This window comes from Ruegeria sp. O6 (assembly GCF_056535045.1).
The window spans coordinates 20852-42184 of record NZ_JBQERM010000002.1 but is presented as its reverse complement, the minus strand read 5'-3'; the positions used below and the strand labels follow the sequence as shown (position 1 = coordinate 42184).

At 58.3% G+C, this 21333-nt stretch carries 21 protein-coding genes; 4 read left to right on the top strand and 17 right to left on the bottom strand.

What is annotated here, in order from left to right:
* Positions 1-266: 266 nt before the first annotated feature.
* From ACR0DY_RS03395 to ACR0DY_RS03360, 8 genes are all read right to left on the bottom strand, one after another.
* The gene (locus ACR0DY_RS03395) at positions 267-1376 is read right to left on the bottom strand and encodes a sugar-transfer associated ATP-grasp domain-containing protein (RefSeq protein ID WP_480484694.1); all 1110 of its coding nucleotides are present in this window, start codon (positions 1374-1376) and stop codon (positions 267-269) included.
* A gap of 156 nt (positions 1377-1532) precedes the next feature.
* Entirely contained in the window at positions 1533-2066 is a 534-nt protein-coding gene (gene nusG / locus ACR0DY_RS03390; RefSeq protein WP_209507773.1) for a transcription termination/antitermination protein NusG, read from the bottom strand.
* Positions 2067-2261: 195 nt separating this feature from the next.
* On the bottom strand, positions 2262-2459 hold the full coding sequence (gene secE, locus ACR0DY_RS03385; protein ID WP_170427365.1) for a preprotein translocase subunit SecE: 198 nt from the start codon (positions 2457-2459) through the stop codon (positions 2262-2264).
* 99 nt (positions 2460-2558) lie between these two features.
* Complete coding sequence (ccoS, locus tag ACR0DY_RS03380) at positions 2559-2717, bottom strand: cbb3-type cytochrome oxidase assembly protein CcoS (RefSeq protein ID WP_480547333.1); 159 nt, start codon at positions 2715-2717, stop codon at positions 2559-2561.
* A 5-nt stretch (positions 2718-2722) separates the two neighbouring features.
* Positions 2723-4900 (bottom strand): heavy metal translocating P-type ATPase, encoded by a 2178-nt coding sequence (locus tag ACR0DY_RS03375; protein WP_480897809.1) that lies wholly within the window; start codon positions 4898-4900, stop codon positions 2723-2725.
* 3 nt (positions 4901-4903) lie between these two features.
* Positions 4904-5362 carry a FixH family protein gene (locus ACR0DY_RS03370; protein ID WP_209507766.1) on the bottom strand — a complete coding sequence of 153 codons (459 nt, stop codon included), beginning with the start codon at positions 5360-5362 and terminating at the stop codon, positions 4904-4906.
* Positions 5363-5364: 2 nt separating this feature from the next.
* Positions 5365-6792, bottom strand: coding sequence for a cytochrome c oxidase accessory protein CcoG (ccoG, locus tag ACR0DY_RS03365; RefSeq protein WP_480547337.1), 1428 nt, complete (start codon positions 6790-6792; stop codon positions 5365-5367).
* 102 nt (positions 6793-6894) lie between these two features.
* A complete protein-coding gene (locus tag ACR0DY_RS03360; protein WP_480547339.1) occupies positions 6895-7770 on the bottom strand; it encodes a LysR family transcriptional regulator in 876 nt (291 codons plus the stop codon).
* 100 nt (positions 7771-7870) lie between these two features.
* On the opposite strand from ACR0DY_RS03360, the gene ACR0DY_RS03355 reads away from it, so the two are divergent.
* The gene (locus ACR0DY_RS03355; RefSeq protein WP_480488890.1) at positions 7871-8029 is read left to right on the top strand and encodes a hypothetical protein; all 159 of its coding nucleotides are present in this window, start codon (positions 7871-7873) and stop codon (positions 8027-8029) included.
* Positions 8030-8181: 152 nt separating this feature from the next.
* Here ACR0DY_RS03355 and ccoP read toward each other — a convergent pair whose 3' ends face one another.
* From ccoP to ccoN, 4 genes are read right to left on the bottom strand one after another with little or no spacing between them, the layout of a single operon-like run.
* Positions 8182-9045 carry a cytochrome-c oxidase, cbb3-type subunit III gene (gene ccoP / locus ACR0DY_RS03350; RefSeq protein ID WP_480484689.1) on the bottom strand — a complete coding sequence of 288 codons (864 nt, stop codon included), beginning with the start codon at positions 9043-9045 and terminating at the stop codon, positions 8182-8184.
* The gene (locus ACR0DY_RS03345) at positions 9042-9227 is read right to left on the bottom strand and encodes a cbb3-type cytochrome c oxidase subunit 3 (protein ID WP_267363526.1); all 186 of its coding nucleotides are present in this window, start codon (positions 9225-9227) and stop codon (positions 9042-9044) included. Before ACR0DY_RS03345 ends, ccoP begins: the two co-directional genes overlap by 4 nt.
* 12 nt (positions 9228-9239) lie before the next feature.
* On the bottom strand, positions 9240-9968 hold the full coding sequence (gene ccoO, locus ACR0DY_RS03340; protein ID WP_209507754.1) for a cytochrome-c oxidase, cbb3-type subunit II: 729 nt from the start codon (positions 9966-9968) through the stop codon (positions 9240-9242).
* Positions 9969-9984: 16 nt separating this feature from the next.
* On the bottom strand, positions 9985-11592 hold the full coding sequence (gene ccoN, locus ACR0DY_RS03335; RefSeq protein WP_480508578.1) for a cytochrome-c oxidase, cbb3-type subunit I: 1608 nt from the start codon (positions 11590-11592) through the stop codon (positions 9985-9987).
* A gap of 201 nt (positions 11593-11793) precedes the next feature.
* Here ccoN and ACR0DY_RS03330 point away from each other — a divergent pair, with 201 nt between their 5' ends.
* Complete coding sequence (locus tag ACR0DY_RS03330) at positions 11794-12633, top strand: universal stress protein (RefSeq protein WP_480508576.1); 840 nt, start codon at positions 11794-11796, stop codon at positions 12631-12633.
* Positions 12634-12673: 40 nt separating this feature from the next.
* Here ACR0DY_RS03330 and ACR0DY_RS03325 read toward each other — a convergent pair whose 3' ends face one another.
* Both ACR0DY_RS03325 and fnrL read right to left on the bottom strand, forming a co-directional pair.
* Complete coding sequence (locus ACR0DY_RS03325; protein ID WP_267363530.1) at positions 12674-12928, bottom strand: GlsB/YeaQ/YmgE family stress response membrane protein; 255 nt, start codon at positions 12926-12928, stop codon at positions 12674-12676.
* Positions 12929-13001: 73 nt separating this feature from the next.
* Positions 13002-13745: a transcriptional regulator FnrL gene (fnrL, locus tag ACR0DY_RS03320; protein ID WP_480547341.1), complete on the bottom strand. Its 744-nt coding sequence runs from the start codon at positions 13743-13745 to the stop codon at positions 13002-13004.
* 61 nt (positions 13746-13806) lie between these two features.
* Here fnrL and hemN point away from each other — a divergent pair, with 61 nt between their 5' ends.
* Positions 13807-15162 carry an oxygen-independent coproporphyrinogen III oxidase gene (gene hemN, locus ACR0DY_RS03315; RefSeq protein WP_480547343.1) on the top strand — a complete coding sequence of 452 codons (1356 nt, stop codon included), beginning with the start codon at positions 13807-13809 and terminating at the stop codon, positions 15160-15162.
* Positions 15163-15375: 213 nt separating this feature from the next.
* Positions 15376-17304, top strand: coding sequence for an elongation factor G (locus ACR0DY_RS03310; protein ID WP_480897806.1), 1929 nt, complete (start codon positions 15376-15378; stop codon positions 17302-17304).
* 253 nt (positions 17305-17557) lie between these two features.
* Here ACR0DY_RS03310 and ACR0DY_RS03305 read toward each other — a convergent pair whose 3' ends face one another.
* The 3 genes from ACR0DY_RS03305 to ACR0DY_RS03295 are packed head-to-tail and all read right to left on the bottom strand — an operon-like array spanning position 17558 to position 21333.
* Positions 17558-19135 carry an ABC transporter ATP-binding protein gene (locus ACR0DY_RS03305; RefSeq protein WP_480897805.1) on the bottom strand — a complete coding sequence of 526 codons (1578 nt, stop codon included), beginning with the start codon at positions 19133-19135 and terminating at the stop codon, positions 17558-17560.
* Positions 19132-20238: an ABC transporter permease gene (locus ACR0DY_RS03300; RefSeq protein ID WP_480547347.1), complete on the bottom strand. Its 1107-nt coding sequence runs from the start codon at positions 20236-20238 to the stop codon at positions 19132-19134. Before ACR0DY_RS03300 ends, ACR0DY_RS03305 begins: the two co-directional genes overlap by 4 nt.
* On the bottom strand, positions 20239-21333 hold the full coding sequence (locus ACR0DY_RS03295) for a microcin C ABC transporter permease YejB (RefSeq protein ID WP_480508568.1): 1095 nt from the start codon (positions 21331-21333) through the stop codon (positions 20239-20241). It abuts the gene before it with no gap.

The following is a 21333-nucleotide window of genomic DNA, read 5'->3' as shown; positions in this document are numbered from 1 at the left end:
GGCGTCGAGACTCCGCGTCTTAAACTAAACCGCCGCGGTGCCAAATGCACCGCGGTGTTACGCTTCCATAATCAAACAAGAACCCGGCCTACAAAAGGCACTGCGTTCTGGTCGTCAAAAGCTTGCTGGGCGTTCTTTGGGGCGAAACATTGCTGGCTGTACGCCCCTCTGGCTTATCACAATGATCTGACACAAGAATACGAGCCCTGAAATCACGTGCGAGTGGAACTTATCCGACAACGTTGAAGGCCGCATTCGCCAATATTCTAGAATTTCACATTGTGTTTGCTAAAGAACTCTTTCATTTTTTCGTCGAGAAACCCTTTACCAGTCGCAATTTGCACAAGTTCAAAAGCGCAGCCATTGTTCACTTCAACCACAACCGGGCCATTCTCAGTAAGAGCGATATCCGTTGATCCAAAGTGATTTTCTGCGTGCAACAAAGCGATTTCTTGGTTCAGCTTTTTCAGTTCAGCCCAGAATGGCAGTTTTTCACCAATAAGAGTGCGGTCGCATTCCGGCAGAGAGCTAAGTTCAACTCGGCGACCGTCTTCAACTGAGGCTATGGCCTTAACCTCGCCGGTTTCCGGGTTCAGGTTGCAAAGAAGGTTGCCGGGCCGCCAGAAGTTGTCCGCAACATTCCCCGCAAGTGGCAGCTTTAGCATTGTAAACGGAACGGAAAGTTGATTGTCGTCGATAATGTTCAAACTGCGCACGGTCGCAATAGCGTCGGTAATACCGTCAAAAAAACCATGTGGTTTCAGACAGTCCTGAAAGATGTAGGGGATTTCACCAAGTGTCGAATTTGCGAAGTCCTCGTAGGTTTGAGGTTCCTGCCCGTCCAGAATGACATGCGTATCAGTATGCCCCGAAATGCGCATGGCACCTGCGCTCCACATCCCGACGATAGGTTTCGCGAAAGCCGAGCATGACGCGTGGGTCGAAAAGAAGGACTTCAAGTCTTCGGCGTTTGTCAGTTTTGGCGTTCCACCGAACTGGCGCGCGCTGCGATCAAAGACAGCCAAAGTTTTCGGCACGGGCAGCCTGTTGTGTTCGAGGAAACACGCAGACAACCATTTGTCTTCGGTGAGGGCCTGCCATTGACTGTTGTTGCAAGCATTTACAAGCGGCCAGTGGACATGAGATGAAACGAACTCCTCACGCTCAATATCAGACCAACGCTCCCGATCATAAAGCTCGTAAAGAAAGTACTCGTAAAACCTCAGCTTTCCGCGTTTCTTGCGAAGCTTGAAAAAGTCAAAGGCCAGCGAAAATGGACTTCTCCCGGTCCGTCGAGCAACTTCGACAAGAAGACTGGAAACATTGGGTGTTTCTTTGCTTTTGACGGCCAACACATCTTGCGCAAAAGCTGTCATTTTCAAGTAATCCCTCAATTGTCGCCGTTCTGGAAATAATCAACAAATTGTGTCGATACTTTGGCGCAGGTAGATCGTTGTGCTTTCTGCGGCACAGATACGAAAACGCCGCTATGCTTTCACATCGCGGCGTTTCGAATTTCTTTGGAAGCGCGCTTAGCTTTGCTTCGTGACCTGAGTAAAGTCCAGCTCAACTGGCGTTTCGCGGCCGAAGATCGAGACCGATACTTTCAGCTTCTGCGCCTCGTCGTCCACGCCTTCGACCATGCCGTCGAAATCCTCGAACGGGCCGTCGTTGACCTTGACCTTCTCGCCGATCTCGAAGGTGATCATCAGCTTGGGCGCTTCTTCGCCTTCCTGAACGCGGTTGAGGATCTGGTTCACCTCGGCGTCGCGCATCGGCATCGGGCGGCCCTGCGGACCCAGAAAGCCGGTGACGCGGTTGATCGAGTTGATCAGGTGATAGCCCTGATCCGACATTTCCATATGCACCAGCACGTAACCCGGCATAAAGCGGCGTTCGGTGGTGACCTTCTTGCCCCGGCGCACTTCGATCACCTCTTCGGTGGGAACCAGAACTTCGTCGATATCGTTCTCAAGGCCCTGTTCAGCCACCGACGTGCGGATCTGCTCTGCGATCTTCTTTTCGAAATTCGAAAGAACGCTGACCGAGTACCACCGTTTCGCCATGAACCTGTCGTCCTTGTTTGTCTTCGGGGCATCACATATTGCGGACACACCCGTCATTTAAATCCTGTCACGTCATCCGGAATAAAAAGCGGCGCGTGACCCGAATCGCCACACGCCCATTCCGAATATGCGTCACCTACTCTGACATCGCGCGAGGTGCAAGGGGCAGTCGTATTTGCCGCCGCCTGAACCGGCTTAGCCGAAAGCGCCCAGAATCAGCTGAAGGCCGCCCCGGATACCCAGATCGACCAAAGCAAAAAACACAGCTGTCAGCGCCGCCATGATGAAGACCATGACCGTGGTCAACAGCACTTCGCGCCGGGTCGGCCAGACAACCTTGGAAACTTCGGCACGGACTTGCTGAATGAACTGGATCGGGTTGGTGGTGGCCATTTGGCGTGTTCTCTCTGCTTGCGGATGGGCCGGACATAGCCGGGCATTGCGGCAATTTCAAGGGCGCTTGGATGAACTCAGCGCTTATCGGGCGATTGGTCAGGGTTTGGGTTTGTCGTCCCACTCGTCATTCAGGATGCGGCGCGCGTCGCCATCGGGGTCTTCGTACTGATTGGAACGAACGGTATAGATAAAGGCGACCAGACCAACGCCCCCCAGAAACAGGGAAATCGGGATCAGATAGGCAAGCACTTCCATCAGGGTTACCTCAGCCGCAATGCGTTCAGCGATACGGTAATTGACGAGGTCGACATCGCCAAGGCCGCGATCAGCGGTGTTGCCAGTCCGATCACGGCCAGCGGAACGGCAATCACGTTGTAAACGGTTGCGATCTGGAAGTTCTCGCGGATGCGACGGGTGGCCTTGATGGCCGTATCGCAGGCATCCGCAATGGGCAGAAGGTCATTGCCCAGAAGAACGATGTCCGAGGCAACCCGCGCCGCATCCAACGCCGAGGCCGGAGAGATCGACACATGTGCCGCCGCCAATGCAGCCGTGTCGTTCAGGCCGTCCCCCACCATCAGAACTTTGCGGCCCTGATCCCTGAGGTCCTGAATGCGCTGTGCCTTGTCCTGCGGCAAAGCCTCGGCGACCCAATCCGTTATTCCCAGCTTCTCGGCCAAAGATTGCACGGCGCCCTTCGAATCCCCCGAGATCAATAGCACATGCTTGCCTGACGCCCGCAACGCTTCCACCGCCTCGGCCGCGCCTGGGCGCAACGCGTCCGAGAAGCGGAACGCCAAGGGCGCATCGTCGCCAATTGCAAGCCAGGCAGACGTTTCCGCGCCCTGCTGTGCGCCGAGCCATGCGGCCCGGCCCAAACGAACGCGTTGACCGCGGTATTCCCCTTGGGTGCCGTATCCCGGCACTTCGGTTATGTCCCGAACATTTGCAGGCTTGATCCCGGCCTGTCGCGCGGCTTTGGCCAATGACACGGACAAGGGATGCGCAGAGGCCTCGGTCAGGGCCAGCGCAACCTCGACCTGCGCGCGGGCGTGATCGCCAAGATTGACCAGTTCCGGCGCACCCGAGGTCAGCGTGCCCGTCTTGTCGAACACCACGGTGTCGGTCTCGGACAACCGTTCTAGCGCGGTTGCGTGCTTGATCAGCATACCCTTGCGGAACAATCGGCCCGAGGCAGCGGTGGTCACTGCCGGAACAGCCAGACCCAAGGCGCAGGGACAGGTGATGATCAGAACCGCCGCGGCGATGTTCAGAGCGGTGCGCAAATCGCCCGAATAGATGTACCACCCCACAAAGCTGAGCGCTGAAAGGATGTGGACACCGGGCGCATAAAGCTTGGCGGCCTTGTCGGCCAGCGAGGTATAGCGGGACCGCCCCGATTCAGCGATGGCCACCAGATCCGCCATCCGGTGCAGCGACGTATCCTGACCCACTGCTGTGGCGCGCAGGGTTAGTGGACCTGTCAGGTTGACCTCGCCCGCGCTGACCAGCTGGCCGGCTTCGGCAAACACCGGCAGTGTTTCCCCCGTCAACAGCGAACGGTCCAGTTCGGATTGGCCAGACACAATCTGACCGTCCACCGGCATTCGGCCACCGGGGCGCACAAGGATCAGATCACCAACCTTCAGATCGGCCACCGCAACTTCGGCCTCTAGCCCGTCCACGATGCGAATGGCGCGCGGCACTTCCAGAGCGGTAAGCTCTTCTGCCGCGGATCGGGCTGCGGCGCGGGTGCGGTAGTCCAGATATCGGCCCGCCAGCAGGAAGAATGTCAGGGTCAGCGCGGCATCGAAATAGGCATGCTCTCCGCTCAGTGCGGTCTCCCACAGGGATGTGACCAGCGCCAGCAGGATCGCCAGCGTGATCGGCACATCCATGTTCAGCCGCCGCACCCGCAGGGCGCTCCAAGCGTTGGCAAAGAACGGTTGCGCCGAAAAGGCAATGGCGGGCAGCGCGATTGCAGCGGAGATCCAGTGGAACATGTCACGCGTCGCGTCTGTTGCGCCGGACCAGACCGACACCGACAACAGCATCACGTTCATGGAAGCAAACCCGGCGACGGCCAGTCGCATCAGCAGGTCACGTCCCGCCTTGTCCGCCTGTGTTGCCGACAAAGCGCCGGGGTCAAGCTCGTGCGCTTCGAAACCTGCCCGTTCAAGCACCGGGATCAGATCGGCCGCGCGGGTATCCGGCGCGGCTTTGATCATCGCCCGTTTCAAAGTCAGGTTGACGCGCGCGTCTTCGACACCGGGATGGGCGTTCAGTTCACGTTCGACCGTCGCGATACAGGCCGAGCAGTGGATGCCCGGCAGCGACAAGGCGATCTGCACATCGTCCGGAATCGGGCGCGCGGGCTCTGCCGGGGTTGCCAGACACCCCGGACAGGCCGCCGTACCGGATGAAAGCTGCGCCGTCATCGGCTACCCTTTCACGTACAGCGGAACGCGCTGCGAAAACTCGGCACCACTGCCGTCACGCGCGACCAACCGGATGTTCCAGTTGCCCTTGCCCAGCGTGGCAGGCGTGGCATAGGCCGCGCCGTCAAAGGTGAAATCCGGCGCGAAATCGTCCCGCACATGGGTCGCGCGGCCAACCACCGCCTGCAATTCGCTGACCTGAACCGGTGCGCCGGTCGCGTCCGTAATATGCAGGATCAGAAGACCACCTTTGGTTTCTGCCCGAACCGTCCAGCCCAATGCCTGCTGCTCTTTCAGGCGATCGTTGAACTCCTGGCTGGCAACGTAGGAATTCTTGACCTCCAGCCCCGGAAACGTCTTCACCGCATTATAAGCCAGCACGAGGTTCACCGCGATGATCACGCCAAAGGCACCGACAAACACCGCCAGAGCGTGCTTTCCGGTGAATTTACGTTCGGCCATGATCAGTTCCCCCGTCCGTTGAACGTGGTGTCTTTGTAAGCGCGTTCGCCGCTGCTGAGGTCTTCGACCCAGATCCGCACTGGCGTCGCTTCTGCTGCCGCCGGACCGCTGTCACGGGACGCCACGATATATACACGGGTCAATTGTGCCGTATCCGCCGTGACATTCACAGTATCTATCTTGGTTCCCTCAATTTCCAGTCGCATCGACGGATCGCCCGCCAGAGACAATTTGAACAGGCGGTCCTCACCGTGCTTGTTGCGCAGCCTGACGTCATAGGTGTTTCGAATGGTGCCATCTGACAGGGTGACAAAGGTCGGGTTGCGCACGGGTGCTACGGTCAGATCGATGTCAGAGCGAATGAACAGGGCGAACAGCAGCGCAACCCCCACCAGTGACCACAACGAGGTGTACAGGATCGTACGGGGCCGGAAGATGTGTTTCCAGACATTCTTGGGCGGTTGTCCCGAGCGTTCGCGCGGCTCGTCGCTGAGCGCCATATAGTCGATCAGCCCGCGTGGTTTGCCGATCTTGGCCATCATGTCATCACACGCGTCGATACACAGGGCACAGGTAATACATTCAAGCTGCTGACCATCCCGGATATCGATTCCGACAGGGCAGACATTCACGCAGGCCATGCAGTCGATGCAATCCCCCAATTCGGAATCGGCTGTTCGCTTGCCTTTGCCGCGCGGCTCGCCGCGCCATTCGCGGTATCCCACGACCAGCGTGTCTTCGTCCATCATCGCGGCCTGAATGCGCGGCCAAGGACACGCGTAGATACAAATCTGTTCGCGGGCGAACCCGCCGAAGAAGAAGGTCGTACCAGTCAGAACCAGCATCGTCGTGTAAGCGATGGGATGCGCGTTACCCGTCACAAGATCGCGGAGCAGCGTCGGCGCATCCGCAAAATAAAACACCCAGGCGCCGCCGGTGGCCAGACCGATCAGGAACCAGGTCACCCATTTCGTCACCCGGAGCCGTGCCTTGCGGAAATCCAGCTTTTCCTGACGATGCAGGCGCAAACGGGCGTTCCTGTCGCCTTCGATCCAGCGCTCGACCAGAATGAAAAGGTCAGTCCAGACCGTTTGCGGGCAGGCATACCCGCACCAGACCCGCCCCAGCGCAGATGTGAACAGGAACAGACCCAGCCCCGCCATGATCAGCAGGCCCGCCACGAAATAGAACTCGTGCGGCCAGATTTCGATCCAGAAGAAATAGAAGCGCCGGTTTGCCAGATCCAGCAGCACGGCCTGATCCGGCAGGCTGGGGCCACGATCCCATCTGATCCAGGGCGTTACATAGTAAATGCCCAGTGTCACGATGAGGATGATCCATTTCAGGTTTCGAAATGGCCCGGAAACGCGTCTCGGAAAGATCGGTTCTCGTGCGGCGTATAGGCTGGGGGTGGGGTTGGAATCGCTCACAGGCTGGCTCCGGTACTGGCTCTTCTGAGTGTGTGTTCTTCCAGATCACGTGCATAGCAACTTTGACATGGGTCAAAACGCGCATCGTACAGACACCTTTTATCACATTTCCCGTGCCTGACGCCTCAACCACGTCACAAATGTCTTTACTGCGGGTCTAAGTGCCGAATTTGGCGTCACAATATGGTAACCGCGCGTATCCGGCTCTGCATAAAGCTCAACGATGCGACCGGCCTTGATGTCCGGCTCGACGAAATGTCGCACTGTGACAGTGACCCCCTGCCCGGCCCGCAGACCGTCCAGTACCAGGTTTCCCGGCAGCTCGGTCCGGCCTGCACCGCGTTCAGGACCGGCACCATGTTCGGCCAGCCAGGTCGTCGCCTCGGTGGTGCCGATTTCCTCAAGCCAGGGCAGCTGGGCCAGCTCGGTCGGAGTCCATGATGTCTTTTCCCCCAGCAGTTTCGGGGCGGCGACGATGACCACGGGCGACTGCAACAGCATTTCAGATTGCACACCGGTCCAACCGCCGGGGCCGTACCGAATGGCAATATCGATCCCACCCGGTCGCAGTTCGACAATTTCCGCGGTGGGATCAAGGATCAGGTTCACCTCGGGGTGGGTATCGCGAAAGGCCGGTAGGCGCGGCATCAGCCATGAGGCTGCAAAAGAGGATGTCAGCGACACGTGGACCGGGCGATCCTGACCAGACCGCGCCAAATCCCCCACTGCCGCCTCGATCGCGCCAAACCCCAGTTGCAGGGCTCGGGCCAGGTGTTCACCATCGGCGGTCAGGGTCAGGGCTTTGCCGGTTCGATCCAGCAAGGCAGCACCCAGATGTTTCTCAAGTACGCGCAACTGTTGGCTAATCGCCGCATGGCTTACGTTTAGCGCAGCCCCAGCTTCGACCACATTGCGCTTCTCAGAAAATGCCGCAAACGCCCTCAGCGCGGCCAACGGGGGAAGCGACAACCAATTCATATGTAACCCTGACTTACACCATGGAATGGTATTTGAGTCGCATTCAGCACCTCAAAGGTCAATCTTTATTGCAGAGATACCCATGCAGAGGAGACCAACCATGCTGACTGTTTTTGCCAGATCTTTCATGACCGCAACGCGGATCAATGCACCGCATATTCGCGATGCGCCAAAGCCGGGTCGCCACAAACGCCGTTGGCTGCCGGAAGGTCATTGGTGGATTAAAAACCCGCGCGAGGTGGATCCGAGCAACTTTTGACGCAGGGAACAGTAAACCTGAATCTGGACCACAGGTTTAAGTGGCCTTATTGTTGGAAAAAAGCACCGGCTGTTCAGGAAACGCGCGAACAGATGGAACAGCCGGTGCCCCAGCCTTCGGGCGGCGAACCGCCCGAAGGTGTTCTTTATATTTTACTGACCGCCGCCCAACTGGTGGACATAGGCAGATACGGCGCGAATCTGCGCCTCGGTCAGGCGGGTATCCCAGTTCGGCATGACGCCAAAGCGGCTGTAAGTTACGGTTTCCGTCAGCGTTTCTTCGCTGCCACCGTAAAGCCAGATCGCGTCAGTCAGGTTCGGCGCTCCCTGGAAGATATCACCTGTGCCATCCTCGCCGTGGCAGGCCGCGCAGTTGTCTTCGAAGACAACTTTGCCTGCCTGCGCTGCCGCATCGTCGGTCTGGGCATTGCTCAGCGACATGACGTACTGGACCACCTGCGTGATTTCGTCGTGTTCGAGGATTTCGCCAAATGCCGGCATCTCGGAATAGCGCGCATCGTCGCTTTCTTCGTTCCGGACACCGTAGCTGACGGTGTAGACGATGTCGTCCAGCGTTCCGCCCCACAGCCAGGCATCATCCAGCAGGTTCGGGAAACCCGGCGCACCCTGCGCACCCGAACCATGGCATTGTGCGCACCAGGTCCGGAACACCGCACCGCCCGAGTTCACGGCATATTGCTGAAGCTCTGCATCCTTAGAGATGTCTTCCAGCGAAGTTTCCACCAGCTTGGCGTTCCAGGGCGCGTTTGCCTCTTCGAAGGCAACCATGTCCTGCTGTACGTTTTCACGGGTTGACCATCCCAGCACACCGGCTGTCGCGCCATGGACCAGGGGCCAGGCCGGAAACATGATCGTATAGATCACGCCCCAGAAGATGGTGGCGTAGAAGGTCCATAGCCACCAGCGCGGCATGGGGTTGTCGAATTCCTCGATTCCGTCCCAGCTGTGCCCGGTTGTATTAGGATCGCCCGGCTGTTTATCAGGTGTCTTGCTCATTGCCGCGCCTCCTTGGGTGTGGCGGGTTTGTCTTGGTGCCGGAAGGGGATGTTGGCGGTGTCCTTGTATTCCTTGCTGGCACCGGGGCGGAAAACCCAGATCACGATGCCAACGAAGAAGACAAACAACACAAGCAGCATCCAGCTATCCGCGAACTGTCGAAGCAGTGTGTATTCTTCCATCACACCCTCCTGTTAACGGCTTGCATCCGGGGTAAAGGTCGAGAAATCGACCAGCGTACCCAGCATCTGCAAATAGGCGATCAGCGCATCGGCTTCGGTCAGTTCAGGCTGACCATCGAAGTTGCGCACGTTGACCTTGTCACCGTACCGCTCGAGCAGACCGTCGTAGTCACTGTCAGGATCGGCCTGCGCGCTGAAATCGGCAACCGCGTTTTCCAGCATCTCCTCGGTATATGGGGTGCCGACAACCGCATTGGTCGCCATGATGTCACCGATATACTTGCCGTCGATCTTGCGATGTTCGAGGAAGCCGTATTTCGGCATCACCGATTCAGGCACCACAGACTGAGGGTCGCGCAGGTGGTCCATCTGCCACTGATCCGAATAGCGACCACCGACACGCGCCAGATCAGGTCCGGTACGCTTTGATCCCCACTGGAACGGGTGATCATACATCGACTCAGCCGCCAGCGAGTAGTGACCGTAACGCTCGACCTCGTCCCGCATCGGGCGGATCATCTGGCTGTGGCAGACATAGCAGCCTTCGCGGATGTAGATCTCACGCCCTGCCATTTCGAGAGGGGTGTAAGGGCGCATGCCCTCCACCTTCTCGATGGTGTTCTCAAGATAGAACAGCGGGGTGATCTGCACCAGGCCACCGATGGTCACGACCAGAAAGCTGAAGATCAGCAGGAGGGTCGCGTTGGTCTCGAGGATCTTATGTTTGTCGAGAATTGCCATTGCTCCGGCCCTCCCTCTATTCAGCCGGGACCGCGACGGTCAGGCTGGCCTCTTTGGCCGGCGCTTTCCGCACAGTCATCCACAGGTTGTAGCACATGATCACGGCGCCAGCGACGAACATCACGCCACCCAGAGCACGCACCACATACATCGGGAACTTGGCGGCCACGGTGTCAGCGAACGAGTTCACCAGGAAGCCGTTTGCATCCACTTCACGCCACATCAGGCCTTCCATGATACCGGTGACCCACATCGACGCGGCATAAAGCACGATGCCGATCGTGGCGAGCCAGAAGTGCCAGCTGACCATTTGCAGCGAGTACAGACGCTCGCGCTTCCACAGGACAGGCACCAGGAAGTACAGCGCGCCAAAGGTAATCATGCCGTTCCAGCCCAGCGCGCCCGAATGCACGTGACCAATGGTCCAGTCGGTGTAGTGGCTGAGGCTGTTCACAGCACGGATCGACATCATCGGACCTTCAAAGGTGGACATGCCGTAGAAGCCGACCGAGATGACCATCATGCGGATGATCGGATCGGTGCGCAGCTTGTCCCAGGCCCCCGACAGGGTCATCAGACCGTTGATCATACCACCCCAGGACGGCATCCACAGGATCACCGAGAACACCATGCCCAGCGTCGACGCCCAGTCAGGCAGCGCGGTATAGTGCAGGTGGTGTGGACCGGCCCAGATATACAGGAAGATCAGCGCCCAGAAGTGGATGATCGACAGCTTGTAGGAAAACACCGGACGTTCGGCCTGTTTCGGGATGAAATAGTACATCATGCCCAGGAAACCCGCGGTCAGGAAGAAGCCCACAGCGTTGTGGCCATACCACCACTGGATCATGGCATCCTGCACGCCTGACCAGACGATGACCGATTTCGAACCCCAGATGCTGACCGGGATGGTCATGTTGTTGACCAGATGCAGCATGGCGACGGTGACGATAAAGGCCAGATAGAACCAGTTGGCCACATAGATGTGGGGTTCTTTCCGCTTGATGATCGTACCCAGGTAGACAGCCAGATAGGCGACCCAGACAATGGTCAGCCACAGATCGACATACCATTCAGGTTCGGCATATTCCTTGGACTGCGTTCCGCCCAGCACATAGCCGGTCGCGGCCAGCACGATGAACAGCTGATAGCCCCAGAACACGAACCACGCGAGGTTGCCGCCCCAAAGCCGCGCCGCGCTGGTACGCTGAACCACGTAGAACGAGGTTGCGATCAGTGCGTTGCCGCCAAAGGCAAAAATGACTGCCGAGGTGTGCAACGGACGCAGACGACCAAAGTTCAGATAACCCTGCGCCCATTCGAAGTTCAGCACCGGAAACGCCAGCTGAAACGCGATAAAGGTCCCTGCAAGGAACCCAATCACGCCCCAAAAGGCGGTTGCGATCACGCCATAGCGGATCACGCCATCCATGTATTCGCCCGAGCGGTCGATCTGAATATCTGGCTCGTCAGTGTTTCGAAGCGTCCAGATGAACAGGCCACCGGCGATGAGCATCACCAGCAGCGCATGTACCTGATACGCCAAATCGCGTGCATAATTGGTTCCGATCGCTGCAAACAGCGCGATCAGACCAAGCACGATCAGCTTGATGTAATTCGACATATTGCGTCCCTTTGCCATGCTCCGCACGTTTTTGATTCTTGTGACGCGCGAAACCCATTTGACTGGCTGCCGTTCTGAAGCACGGCCACCTTCATTGCTTTGATCTGTATCAAGACAGTCCAGCGTTTTCTATGACACGCATGGTAGTAGAAAAGGGCTAACAGGTCACATGAGACCAATTGCCCGAAACATGAGGTCAAAATGGCGTACAAATCTCTTCTCACAGTCATGACCGAAACGCAGACTGCACAGGCTGCTTTGGCGCAGATTGTGGCCCTGGCTGAGGCTCAGGATGCCCATGCCGAAGTCCTGTGTCTGGGCGTCGATCGCAGTCAGACAGGTTACTATTATGCGGGTGCCAATGCTTTGATCGTTCAGGAAACGCTGAACCGGGCCAATGCCGAGGCAAAGGATTTGCTGGCCTTTGCCAATGACTATCTCGGCAAATCCGGTGTGCGTTGGTCCGCCGAACACGGCGTTGCACAAATTGCCGATATCGGGCGCCACGTCGCGCACCGGGCCCGGTTTTCCGACCTTGTGATCCTGCCACATCCGTATGGTGAAGGTCGCGGGGCCGAGGCCGAACCCATTATCGAAGCGGCCATGTTCGAAGGACATTGCCCGGTTCTTGTAGTTCCCGACAGCGGCGCGCCGTTGAAAGCCCCGGGCAACATCATGATCGCCTGGAACGAAAGCGTCGAGGCCATGTGCGCCATCCGGCGGGCCCTGCCCTTCCTCAAACAGGCCGAGATCGTCCGTATTGTAGTCATCGACCCGCCACAGCATGGGCCGGACCGGTCAGACCCGGGTGGGATGCTGTCCCAGATGCTGGCCCGCCATGGTGTCAAATGCGAGATCGACGTGCTCAGCAAAACCATGACCCGCGTCTCGGATATCCTTAATCGCCACGCGACGGATACCGAATCGGACATGATCGTGATGGGTGCTTATGGTCATTCCCGCTTTCGCGAAGCCATTCTGGGCGGGGCGACCCGGAACATGCTGGAACAATCCTCGGTTCCGGTGTTTCTGGCGCACTGATCCAATCAAGTTAAAAAGCCGCCTCGACAGGCGGCTTTTTTCACCCCCGGCGGATGAGGCCGATCAGGAACAACAGGATCACGGCCCCAATTGTCGCGAAAAAGATCGACGACAACAGGCCCCCGCCAACAGAAAATCCTAGCGCCGGAAAGATCATGCCCGACAGGAACGCACCGACGATGCCGACGATAATGTTGCCGATCAGGCCGAACCCACGGCCCTCCATGATCTTTCCCGACAGCCATCCGGCGATTGCGCCAATGAACAGCATTGCCAACAGACTGCTGAACCCCATGCCACACTCCTATGTTAGTTCGTGAACCGACCGGATGGTCGCGGTAAGCGAGTTCTGCCGAGCGAAAGACCGGTCAGACCAGAAACCCGCCATCGGAATCGTCGCCTGCTTCTTCCATGAGCCGGCCAAGATCGGGGATGGTCACGTGACGTTTGCCTTCCAGCAAGATCAAACCGTCCTTTTTCAGAGCTGAGATCTGGCGGCTGACCGTCTCAAGCGTAAGTCCCAGATAATCCGCCATGGCCTCTCGAGTCAGGGGCAGATCGAACACGATCGGTCCCGACAGGCCCTTTTGACCAATCGACGCATCCCGGCGGGCAATGATCGATATCAGGCTGGCGATTTTTTCGCGCGCTGTTTTGCGACCCAGAACCAGCATCCATTCACGGGCAGCATCAAGCTCGTCCAACGTCATCTGTAGCAGGCGATGCGCGATGTGAGGCGTTTCGTTCATCAGCTCTTCAAATGGTTTCTTGCGGAAACAGCACATCACGACATCCGTTGTCGCCTGCACATCGTAAGGCGCAACGTCGCGCCCCGGGCGACCGACGAAATCGCTGGGCAGAAGCAGGCCGACCATCTGGGTGCGCCCGTCTTCCATGGTTTGCGTCAGCGAAGCGATCCCCGATACGACCGAGCCGACGAAATTCATCTGGTCACCCGACCAGATGATGGTCTGACCCGCCTCGAAACTGCGGTAATATTTAATGCCGTCAAGCGCTTCCAGCTCGTCCGCGTCACAGCGGGCACAGACCGCGCGATGTCGTATCGGGCAGTCTTCGCAATTTGAGTGATCGAACTGTGCTTTTATTGTCATCTGCGTTTCCACTTGATCTCCGTCAAAGCACCTAAGTCGCCTGCCCCCTAAGGGTATCGTCATGATAGTGAAACCACAATTGGCAAAGCTTGGACTTTTTGACGCGAAAGTACCGCGTTACACAAGCTATCCCACAGCTCCCCATTTCAACAATGACGTGGGGGCGGACATGTTTGGCGACTGGATTTCGGGAATCGAGCCCGGCAGCGCCATATCCCTTTATATCCACGTCCCGTTCTGCCGCAGGCTGTGCTGGTTTTGCGCCTGCAGAACGCAAGGCACACAAACCGACAATCCGGTGATTGCCTATGTGGATGTTCTGAAAGCCGAGCTGGACCTGCTGGCGGCGCGCCTGCCCGCGGGTGTGGTCCTGTCGCGCCTGCACTGGGGCGGCGGTACGCCAACGTTGCTGAATGCCCAGCTGATGCGCGATCTGGCACAGCACATTCTGGGGATCGTCCCCATGGGGCCGGACGCCGAGTTTTCGGTTGAAATCGATCCGAACGAGATTGACGAGGCGCGTCTGGATGCGCTGGCAGAGGCAGGCATGAACCGCGCCTCGATTGGAGTGCAGGATTTCGACGATGAAATCCAGAAAACCATTGGCCGCATTCAAAGCTACGATACAACGCGCGACGCGATCGACATGATCCGCGCACGTGGCATTGCCAGCCTGAACGCGGATATCCTTTACGGGCTGCCCCATCAGACCAAGGCCCGGATGACGGAAAGCGTGCAGAAGCTTTTGTCGCTCAGCCCGGACCGCGTGGCGCTTTATGGGTACGCCCATGTGCCGTGGATGGCCAAACGGCAGCAACTGATCCCGTCGGACGCACTGCCAACGCCCGAACAACGGCTGGAACTGTTCGACACCGCCCGCCGCCTGTTCCTGTGGGACAACTACGCCGAGATCGGCATTGACCATTTTGCCACGCAGGATGACGGGCTGACCCATGCCCTGCGCGCGGGTCGTCTGAAGCGGAACTTCCAGGGTTATACCGACGATCAGGCCGATGTTCTGATCGGTGTCGGGGCCAGCTCGATCTCGCGCTTTCCACAAGGCTATGCGCAGAATGCCCCGGCTACGTCTGCTCATACCAAGGCCATTCGCAACGGGCAGTTCTCGACATCCCGCGGGCACCTGTTCAAAGGTCAGGACATTCTGCGCGCCCGTCTGATCGAAGCATTGATGTGCGATTTCCGGATCGATTCGTCTGAAATCCTGCGCGATCACGATATCTCAGCCGCAGCGCTGAACGAGATGTATCGTGCCGCCAACGCCTCATTCGACGGGCTGCTGCAAATCAGCGAGGAAGGGCTGTTCATTCCCCCCGAGGCGCGCGCGCTGACCCGGATGGTTGCCCGCAGCTTTGACGCATACGACCTCAGCAAAGCCGGGCACAGTTCGGCGATCTGACCTCTCTTTTTGCGGGCAACAATCAGCCCGTAAAGCACAAAACACATCGGGGGCTTGACGCACGCCTGCGGTTTTTCCCACACTCAAGCTGTGGGGTGATGTTTCGCCCTGCGGCCTGAGGCGGGCAAATTACAGACAGTCCTAGCTGACGCGACTGCGTCGGATGGCCCTTTTCGTGCAGCCATTCTGCAACCTGAAAGAGGGACAACACTCATGCGCGTATTCACCGTCCTCGGGCCCAGCCAGTCGGGCAAATCTACCCTGGTCGAGGCCATCAGCCGCCTCGACGGGCGCCCGACCACATTCGATGTTTCCGGAACCGTGCACTTGCACGGTTTTTCTTACCTGGACGAGCCCTGGTGCGCGATCGATGTGGATGGGGGTGGCGATTCCCTCGCTTATGTCGGGCCTGCCATGGCAATCTCGGATGCAGCCGTTATCGTGGTACCGCCCGATCCAAATGCCGCCGTGCTGTGCGCGCCTTATCTTCGGCTGGTGGAAGAGGCGGGCATTCCCTGTTTTCTTTTCATCAACCGCATGGACAACCCCAATGGCCGCATCCGCGACATCATCGCGGCGCTGCAAACCTATTGCACACATCACATCGCCCTGCGTCAGGTCCCGATCCGCGAGGGGGACACGATCATCGGCGCGGTCGATCTGATCTCGGAGCGGGCGTGGAAGTATCAGGAGGGCCAGCCGTCGGCCCTGATAGAGCTGCCCAAATCTGTCGAGGATCGCGAGCAGGAAGCCCGGACCGAGTTGCTTGAAACACTTTCCGATTTCGATGACCACCTGCTGGAACAGCTGATCGAAGACAAACAGCCCCCAAGCGATGAGGTTTATGAGCTGGCCGCGCAGGTTTTGCAGAATCATCAGTTGATCGCCGCCTGTCTGGGCGCCGCAAGCCACGGCAACGGGCTGACGCGCCTGATGAAAGCGCTGCGTCATGAGGCCCCCGAGTTTGATATCGCCGCCGGACGGGACGAGGCCGCCGAAAGCGCCCGTGCCATCGCGGGATTTGCGGATGTCAAAAAGCATATCGGAAAGATCATCGTTCTGCGCGGCCTTGGGGACGGGGTAAAAGCGCATGAGGCGTTGGGCGGTGAAACCGTCGGCAACCTGACAACACTGGACGCCAAGACCCAGATCGCCACGCTGGAGGCCGGGCAGATCGGACTGGCGGTCAAATCCGATCACCTCAACCCCGGATACATTTATGACAGTTCCTCTGCGACGGAACTGCCGGAATGGGCGTCTTCTCATCCGGTTGCGCATCGACAAGTCGTCTCGCCCGCGCATGAGCGGGACGATGTGCGCCTGTCAAACGCCCTGAGCCGTCTGGCCGAAATCGATCCGGGCCTGCACCTGCAACAGGATGAGATGAGCGGCCATTCGATTCTCGGCTCGCAGGGACCGCAACATATGCGCCGCGTGACCGCCAAGCTGGCCGAGGATTTCGGGATCGAGATCGAGGCGGAACAGGTGGAAACCGCCTATCGCGAAACCATTCGCACAACGGTTGAGCATCGCCATCGCCATCGCAAACAGTCCGGCGGCGCGGGGCAATTCGCAGATGTGGTGATTTCGGTTGCGCCATTGCCGCGCGGATCGGGGTTCCAGTTCGATGAGGTGGTCAAGGGCGGTGCCGTTCCCAAGAACTACATCCCGTCGGTGGAACACGGGGCCAAGGACGCATTGGAACAAGGCCCCGAAGGCTTTCCCGTGGTTGATGTCAAAGTGACCCTGAGCGATGGCAAACACCACAATGTGGACAGTTCGGATTATGCCTTCCGGACCGCAGGCAAGAACGCGGTGCGCGAGGCATTGCCACAGGCCAAACCTGTCGTCCTGCAACCGATCCTGAGCGCCGAGATACACCTGCCCTCGGCTTTTGTGGGCGATCTCGTACCAACGATCAGCACCCTTCAGGGGCAGGTTCTGGGATTTGAGGGCAACCCGAATGCGACGGGCTGGGAGATATTCAACGCCCAGTTGCCCGCCGTTGCCGAGGACGAACTGCACCGCACCCTTGCCAGTGCCACGCGCGGGACCGGGTGGGTAAAGCTAACCTTTGATCACTACGAAGAACTGCGCGGACCGGTGCCGAAAGCGGCGACCAAAGAAAAGGCAAGCGCTTAACTTGCCCACGTTTACTCAGTCGGTGTTGAGACTGTCGAAGGCACAAGTGCCTTCGACCCTATCTCGGTACAGTCACCACTTGGACTTGAGCCATTCCCAAAGCGACGCGCCAAACAAAACCGCGAAAACTGCGAGACCTAGACCAACTTGAGCTTTGAAAGAGGTTCGGAACTCTTGGCTGCTGAATGCAACTAAGCAAGAAATCCCGACGAAGAATGCCTTACCGACGTAGTCATTTCTTTGTTTTTTCATGCTATCCCGCCGCTGCAATCAGCTCGCGGGTATAGTCGGTCTGGGCGTTTTCGAACAAATCCTCTGCCGCGCCCATTTCGACCACATCGCCGTTTCGCATGACGATCACGTTGTGCGACATGGCACGGACCACTTTCAGGTCATGGCTGATGAACAGATAGGCCAGCCCGTATTTCTGTTGCAGATTGCGCAGCAGATCGACGATCTGAACCTGAACGGTCATATCCAGCGCGCTGGTTGGCTCGTCCAAGACCAGCAGTTTGGGCCGCAGAACCATCGCGCGGGCAATGGCGATGCGCTGACGCTGACCGCCGGAAAACTCGTGCGGGTATCGATCCATCGTTGCCGGATCAAGCCCCACTTCGGTCATCACCTCGGCCACAAGTTCGCGTGGCGCGCGGTCCGGGTCGACTTTGTGAATGGCCAGACCTTCCGCAATGATCTGCTGACAGGTCATCCGCGGGCTGAGGCTGCCAAACGGGTCCTGAAACACGATCTGCATGTCCTTGCGCAACCGGCGCAGTTCCCGCGTGGACCATTTGCGCACGTCCTGATCGCGAAAGGTGATGCCACCCTCGGACGCAATCAGCCGCATTATGGCCAGTGCCAGTGTGGTCTTGCCCGACCCGCTTTCGCCAACAATCCCCAACGTCTCACCCGCGCGCACGCTGAGGGTCGCGTCGTTCACCGCTTTCACATATCCAACCGTACGCTTCAGAAACCCGCGCTGGATCGGGAACCAGACCTTAATGTGGTCGGTGCGTGCGACCTCTTCCGCATCTGTGGCAACGGGTTCAGGCTGACCCGACGGTTCTGCCGCCAGTAGTTTGCGGGTATAGGGGTGCTGCGGGTTTTCGAATATCTCGGCCGTCACGCCGGTCTCGACAATCTCGCCGTCTTTCATCACACAGACCCGGTCGGCGATGCGGCGCACGATGCCCAGATCATGAGTGATAAACAGCATCCCCATGTTTTCCGATTTCTGCAATTCAGCCAGCAGCTCGAGGATCTGCGCCTGAATGGTCACATCCAGTGCCGTTGTCGGCTCATCCGCGATCAGGATGTCCGGTTTGTTGGCAAGGGCCATGGCGATCATCACCCGCTGCCGCTGACCGCCCGACAACTGATGCGGATAGCTGTCCAGCCGGTCTTGAGGATCGCGGATACCGACCTTGGTCAGCAATTCGACAATCCTGTCCCGTGCCACATCGCCAGCGACACCCTGATGCAGGGCCAGCGATTCAGCCATCTGTTTCTGGATCGTGTGCAAAGGGTTCAGCGATGTCATCGGCTCTTGAAAGATAAAGCTGATGTCGTTGCCCCGCACATCCATCAGACGCTGTTCCGAGGCGCCAATCATCTCTTGCCCGTCATAGGTGACCGAGCCTTCGACCAACGCGCTGTCGCCCAGCAAAGATACGGTGCTGAGCGCGGTGACCGATTTGCCCGATCCGGATTCGCCCACCAGCGCGACGGTTTCCCCGCGGTCCACAGTGAAGGACACGCCTTTGACGGCCGCGTTGACCTGCCCATCCTGACGGAACGAGACCTTGAGGTTTTTCACATCCAGCAAGCTCATGAGAAGGTCTTTCTGGGATCGAACGCATCCCGCACGCCTTCAAAGATGAAGACCAGCAGCGACAGCATGATGGCAAAGGTGAAGAAGGCGGTGAAGGCCAGCCATGGGGCCTGCAGGTTCTGTTTGGCCTGCAAGGTCAGCTCTCCCAGCGAGGGGGCCGAGGATGGCAAGCCAAAGCCCAGATAATCCAGCGAAGCCAGCCCGCCGATGGTTCCGGTGACGATGAACGGCATGAAGGTCAGCGTGGCCACCATCGCATTGGGCAGCATATGGCGGAACATGATCGTCATGTTGCCCACGCCCAGCGCCCGCGCGGCGCGCACATATTCAAGGTTCCGCGCCCGCAGGAACTCGGCGCGCACCACGCCAACCAGCCCGGTCCAGCTGAACAGGATCATCAGCGCGACCAGCAACCAGAAACTTCGCCCCAGCACCGCAAACATGATGATGATGACATAAAGCGACGGGGTTGCGGACCAGATCTCGATGATCCGCTGAAAGATCAGGTCCAGCCACCCACCAAAGAACCCTTGGATGGCGCCCGCGAAAATCCCGATAAGGCTTGCCGCGCCCGTCACAAGCAGCGTGAACAGGATCGAAAGGCGAAAGCCGTAAATCACGCGGGCCAGCACGTCGCGCTTGGTATCATCGGTACCCAGCAGATTCTGGCCGTTGGGCGGCAGGGGCGCCGCGCCGGGGCGGTCCACCGAGGTATTGAAGGAATAGGGGATCAACGGCCAGAGCGACCAGCCGCGTTCAAAACCCTCGGCCTGGAATTTGCCGGCGTCGATCTGTTCGATGATGCCTTCGGGATCGTCGAAACAGTCTTCCAATCCACCGCTGTCGATAAGGCACTGAACCTCGGGGTCGCGATAGATCGCTTCGGTCTGGAAATCACCGCCAAATTCGGTTTCGGCATAGAAGTTGAAAACCGGCGTAAAGTACTCTCCCCGATACTTTACAAGGATGGGTTTGTCGTTGGCGATGAACTCGGCAAACAACGACAGGCCGAACAATACCGCGAAGATGATCAGCGACCAGAAGGCCCGTCTGTTGCGGCGGAAGTTGCTCCAGCGGCGCTGGTTTAGCGGGGACAAAGCCATTTACCCCTCCCGCTTTTCGAAATCGATGCGCGGGTCGACCAGCACATACATCAGGTCGCTGATGATGCCGACGACCAGCCCCATCAGACCGAAGATGAACAGCGTGCCGAAGATCACCGGATAATCGCGGGCCACGGCGGCCTCGAACCCCAATCGGCCCAGACCATCCAGCGAGAAGATCGTCTCGATGATGATCGACCCGCCAAAAAACACCCCGATGAACACGGCCGGGAACCCTGCAATCACGATCAGCATCGCGTTGCGGAAGACATGACCATAGAGAACCTTGCGCTCGCTCAGCCCTTTGGCACGGGCGGTCATGACATATTGTTTCTTGATCTCATCCAGAAACGAGTTCTTGGTCAGCAGGGTCAGTGTCGCAAAGGCCGAGATTGTCAGCGCAATCGTCGGCAGTGCTATGTGCCAGAAATAATCCGTCATCTTGCCAAAGAAACTCAGGCTATCCCAATTGTCCGACGTCAGGCCGCGCAGCGGGAAGATTTGCCAGTATGACCCGCCAGCAAAAAGCACCAGCAGCAGGATCGCAAACAGAAAGCCCGGAATGGCATAGGCCACAATAATCGCCCCGCTTGTCCAGGTATCGAATTGCGATCCATCCTTGACCGCCTTTCGAATACCCAGCGGGATCGAGACCAGATAGGCAATCAGGGTCGACCACAGCCCCAGCGAGATCGAGACCGGCATCTTTTCCAGCACCAGGTCGATCACACTGATCGAGCGGAAATAACTCTCGCCGAAATCAAACGTCAGATAGTTGCCCATCATGATCACGAACCGTTCAAGCGGGGGCTTGTCGAAGCCGAATTCTTTTTCAAGTTCGGCAATAAACTCGGGCGGAAGGCCGCGTGCGCCGACATATTTGTCGTCGAAGACACCGCCCGCCGGTTCGGAACCCGCTCCGGCATCGCCCCCACCGGCGAACCCGGCGAACACGTCACCCTGACCTTCGATTTGCGCGATGATCTGTTCGACCGGCCCGCCAGGTACGAACTGGACCAGCGTGAAGTTGACGATCATGATACCCAGAAGGGTCGGAATGATCAGCAATAAGCGTCTTAGTATATAGGCGCCCAT

Excerpts from the sequence above, each read along its gene's own strand:
- ccoS (WP_480547333.1), bottom strand. The coding sequence starts at position 2,717 with ATGGAAGTGCTTGCCTATCTGATCCCGATTTCCCTGTTTCTGGGGGGC.
- ACR0DY_RS03310 (WP_480897806.1), top strand. The coding sequence starts at position 15,376 with ATGCGCGTATTCACCGTCCTCGGGCCCAGCCAGTCGGGCAAATCTACC.
- ACR0DY_RS03370 (WP_209507766.1), bottom strand. The coding sequence starts at position 5,362 with ATGGCCGAACGTAAATTCACCGGAAAGCACGCTCTGGCGGTGTTTGTC.
- ACR0DY_RS03360 (WP_480547339.1), bottom strand. The coding sequence starts at position 7,770 with ATGAATTGGTTGTCGCTTCCCCCGTTGGCCGCGCTGAGGGCGTTTGCG.
- ccoO (WP_209507754.1), bottom strand. The coding sequence starts at position 9,968 with ATGGCAATTCTCGACAAACATAAGATCCTCGAGACCAACGCGACCCTC.
- nusG (WP_209507773.1), bottom strand. The coding sequence starts at position 2,066 with ATGGCGAAACGGTGGTACTCGGTCAGCGTTCTTTCGAATTTCGAAAAG.
- ACR0DY_RS03355 (WP_480488890.1), top strand. The coding sequence starts at position 7,871 with ATGCTGACTGTTTTTGCCAGATCTTTCATGACCGCAACGCGGATCAAT.
- ACR0DY_RS03345 (WP_267363526.1), bottom strand. The coding sequence starts at position 9,227 with ATGGAAGAATACACACTGCTTCGACAGTTCGCGGATAGCTGGATGCTG.
- fnrL (WP_480547341.1), bottom strand. The coding sequence starts at position 13,745 with ATGACAATAAAAGCACAGTTCGATCACTCAAATTGCGAAGACTGCCCG.
- hemN (WP_480547343.1), top strand. The coding sequence starts at position 13,807 with ATGATAGTGAAACCACAATTGGCAAAGCTTGGACTTTTTGACGCGAAA.
- ACR0DY_RS03305 (WP_480897805.1), bottom strand. The coding sequence starts at position 19,135 with ATGAGCTTGCTGGATGTGAAAAACCTCAAGGTCTCGTTCCGTCAGGAT.
- ACR0DY_RS03375 (WP_480897809.1), bottom strand. The coding sequence starts at position 4,900 with ATGACGGCGCAGCTTTCATCCGGTACGGCGGCCTGTCCGGGGTGTCTG.
- ACR0DY_RS03330 (WP_480508576.1), top strand. The coding sequence starts at position 11,794 with ATGGCGTACAAATCTCTTCTCACAGTCATGACCGAAACGCAGACTGCA.
- ACR0DY_RS03295 (WP_480508568.1), bottom strand. The coding sequence starts at position 21,333 with ATGGGCGCCTATATACTAAGACGCTTATTGCTGATCATTCCGACCCTT.
- ACR0DY_RS03395 (WP_480484694.1), bottom strand. The coding sequence starts at position 1,376 with ATGACAGCTTTTGCGCAAGATGTGTTGGCCGTCAAAAGCAAAGAAACA.
- ccoP (WP_480484689.1), bottom strand. The coding sequence starts at position 9,045 with ATGAGCAAGACACCTGATAAACAGCCGGGCGATCCTAATACAACCGGG.
- ACR0DY_RS03300 (WP_480547347.1), bottom strand. The coding sequence starts at position 20,238 with ATGGCTTTGTCCCCGCTAAACCAGCGCCGCTGGAGCAACTTCCGCCGC.
- ccoN (WP_480508578.1), bottom strand. The coding sequence starts at position 11,592 with ATGTCGAATTACATCAAGCTGATCGTGCTTGGTCTGATCGCGCTGTTT.
- ACR0DY_RS03325 (WP_267363530.1), bottom strand. The coding sequence starts at position 12,928 with ATGGGGTTCAGCAGTCTGTTGGCAATGCTGTTCATTGGCGCAATCGCC.
- secE (WP_170427365.1), bottom strand. The coding sequence starts at position 2,459 with ATGGCCACCACCAACCCGATCCAGTTCATTCAGCAAGTCCGTGCCGAA.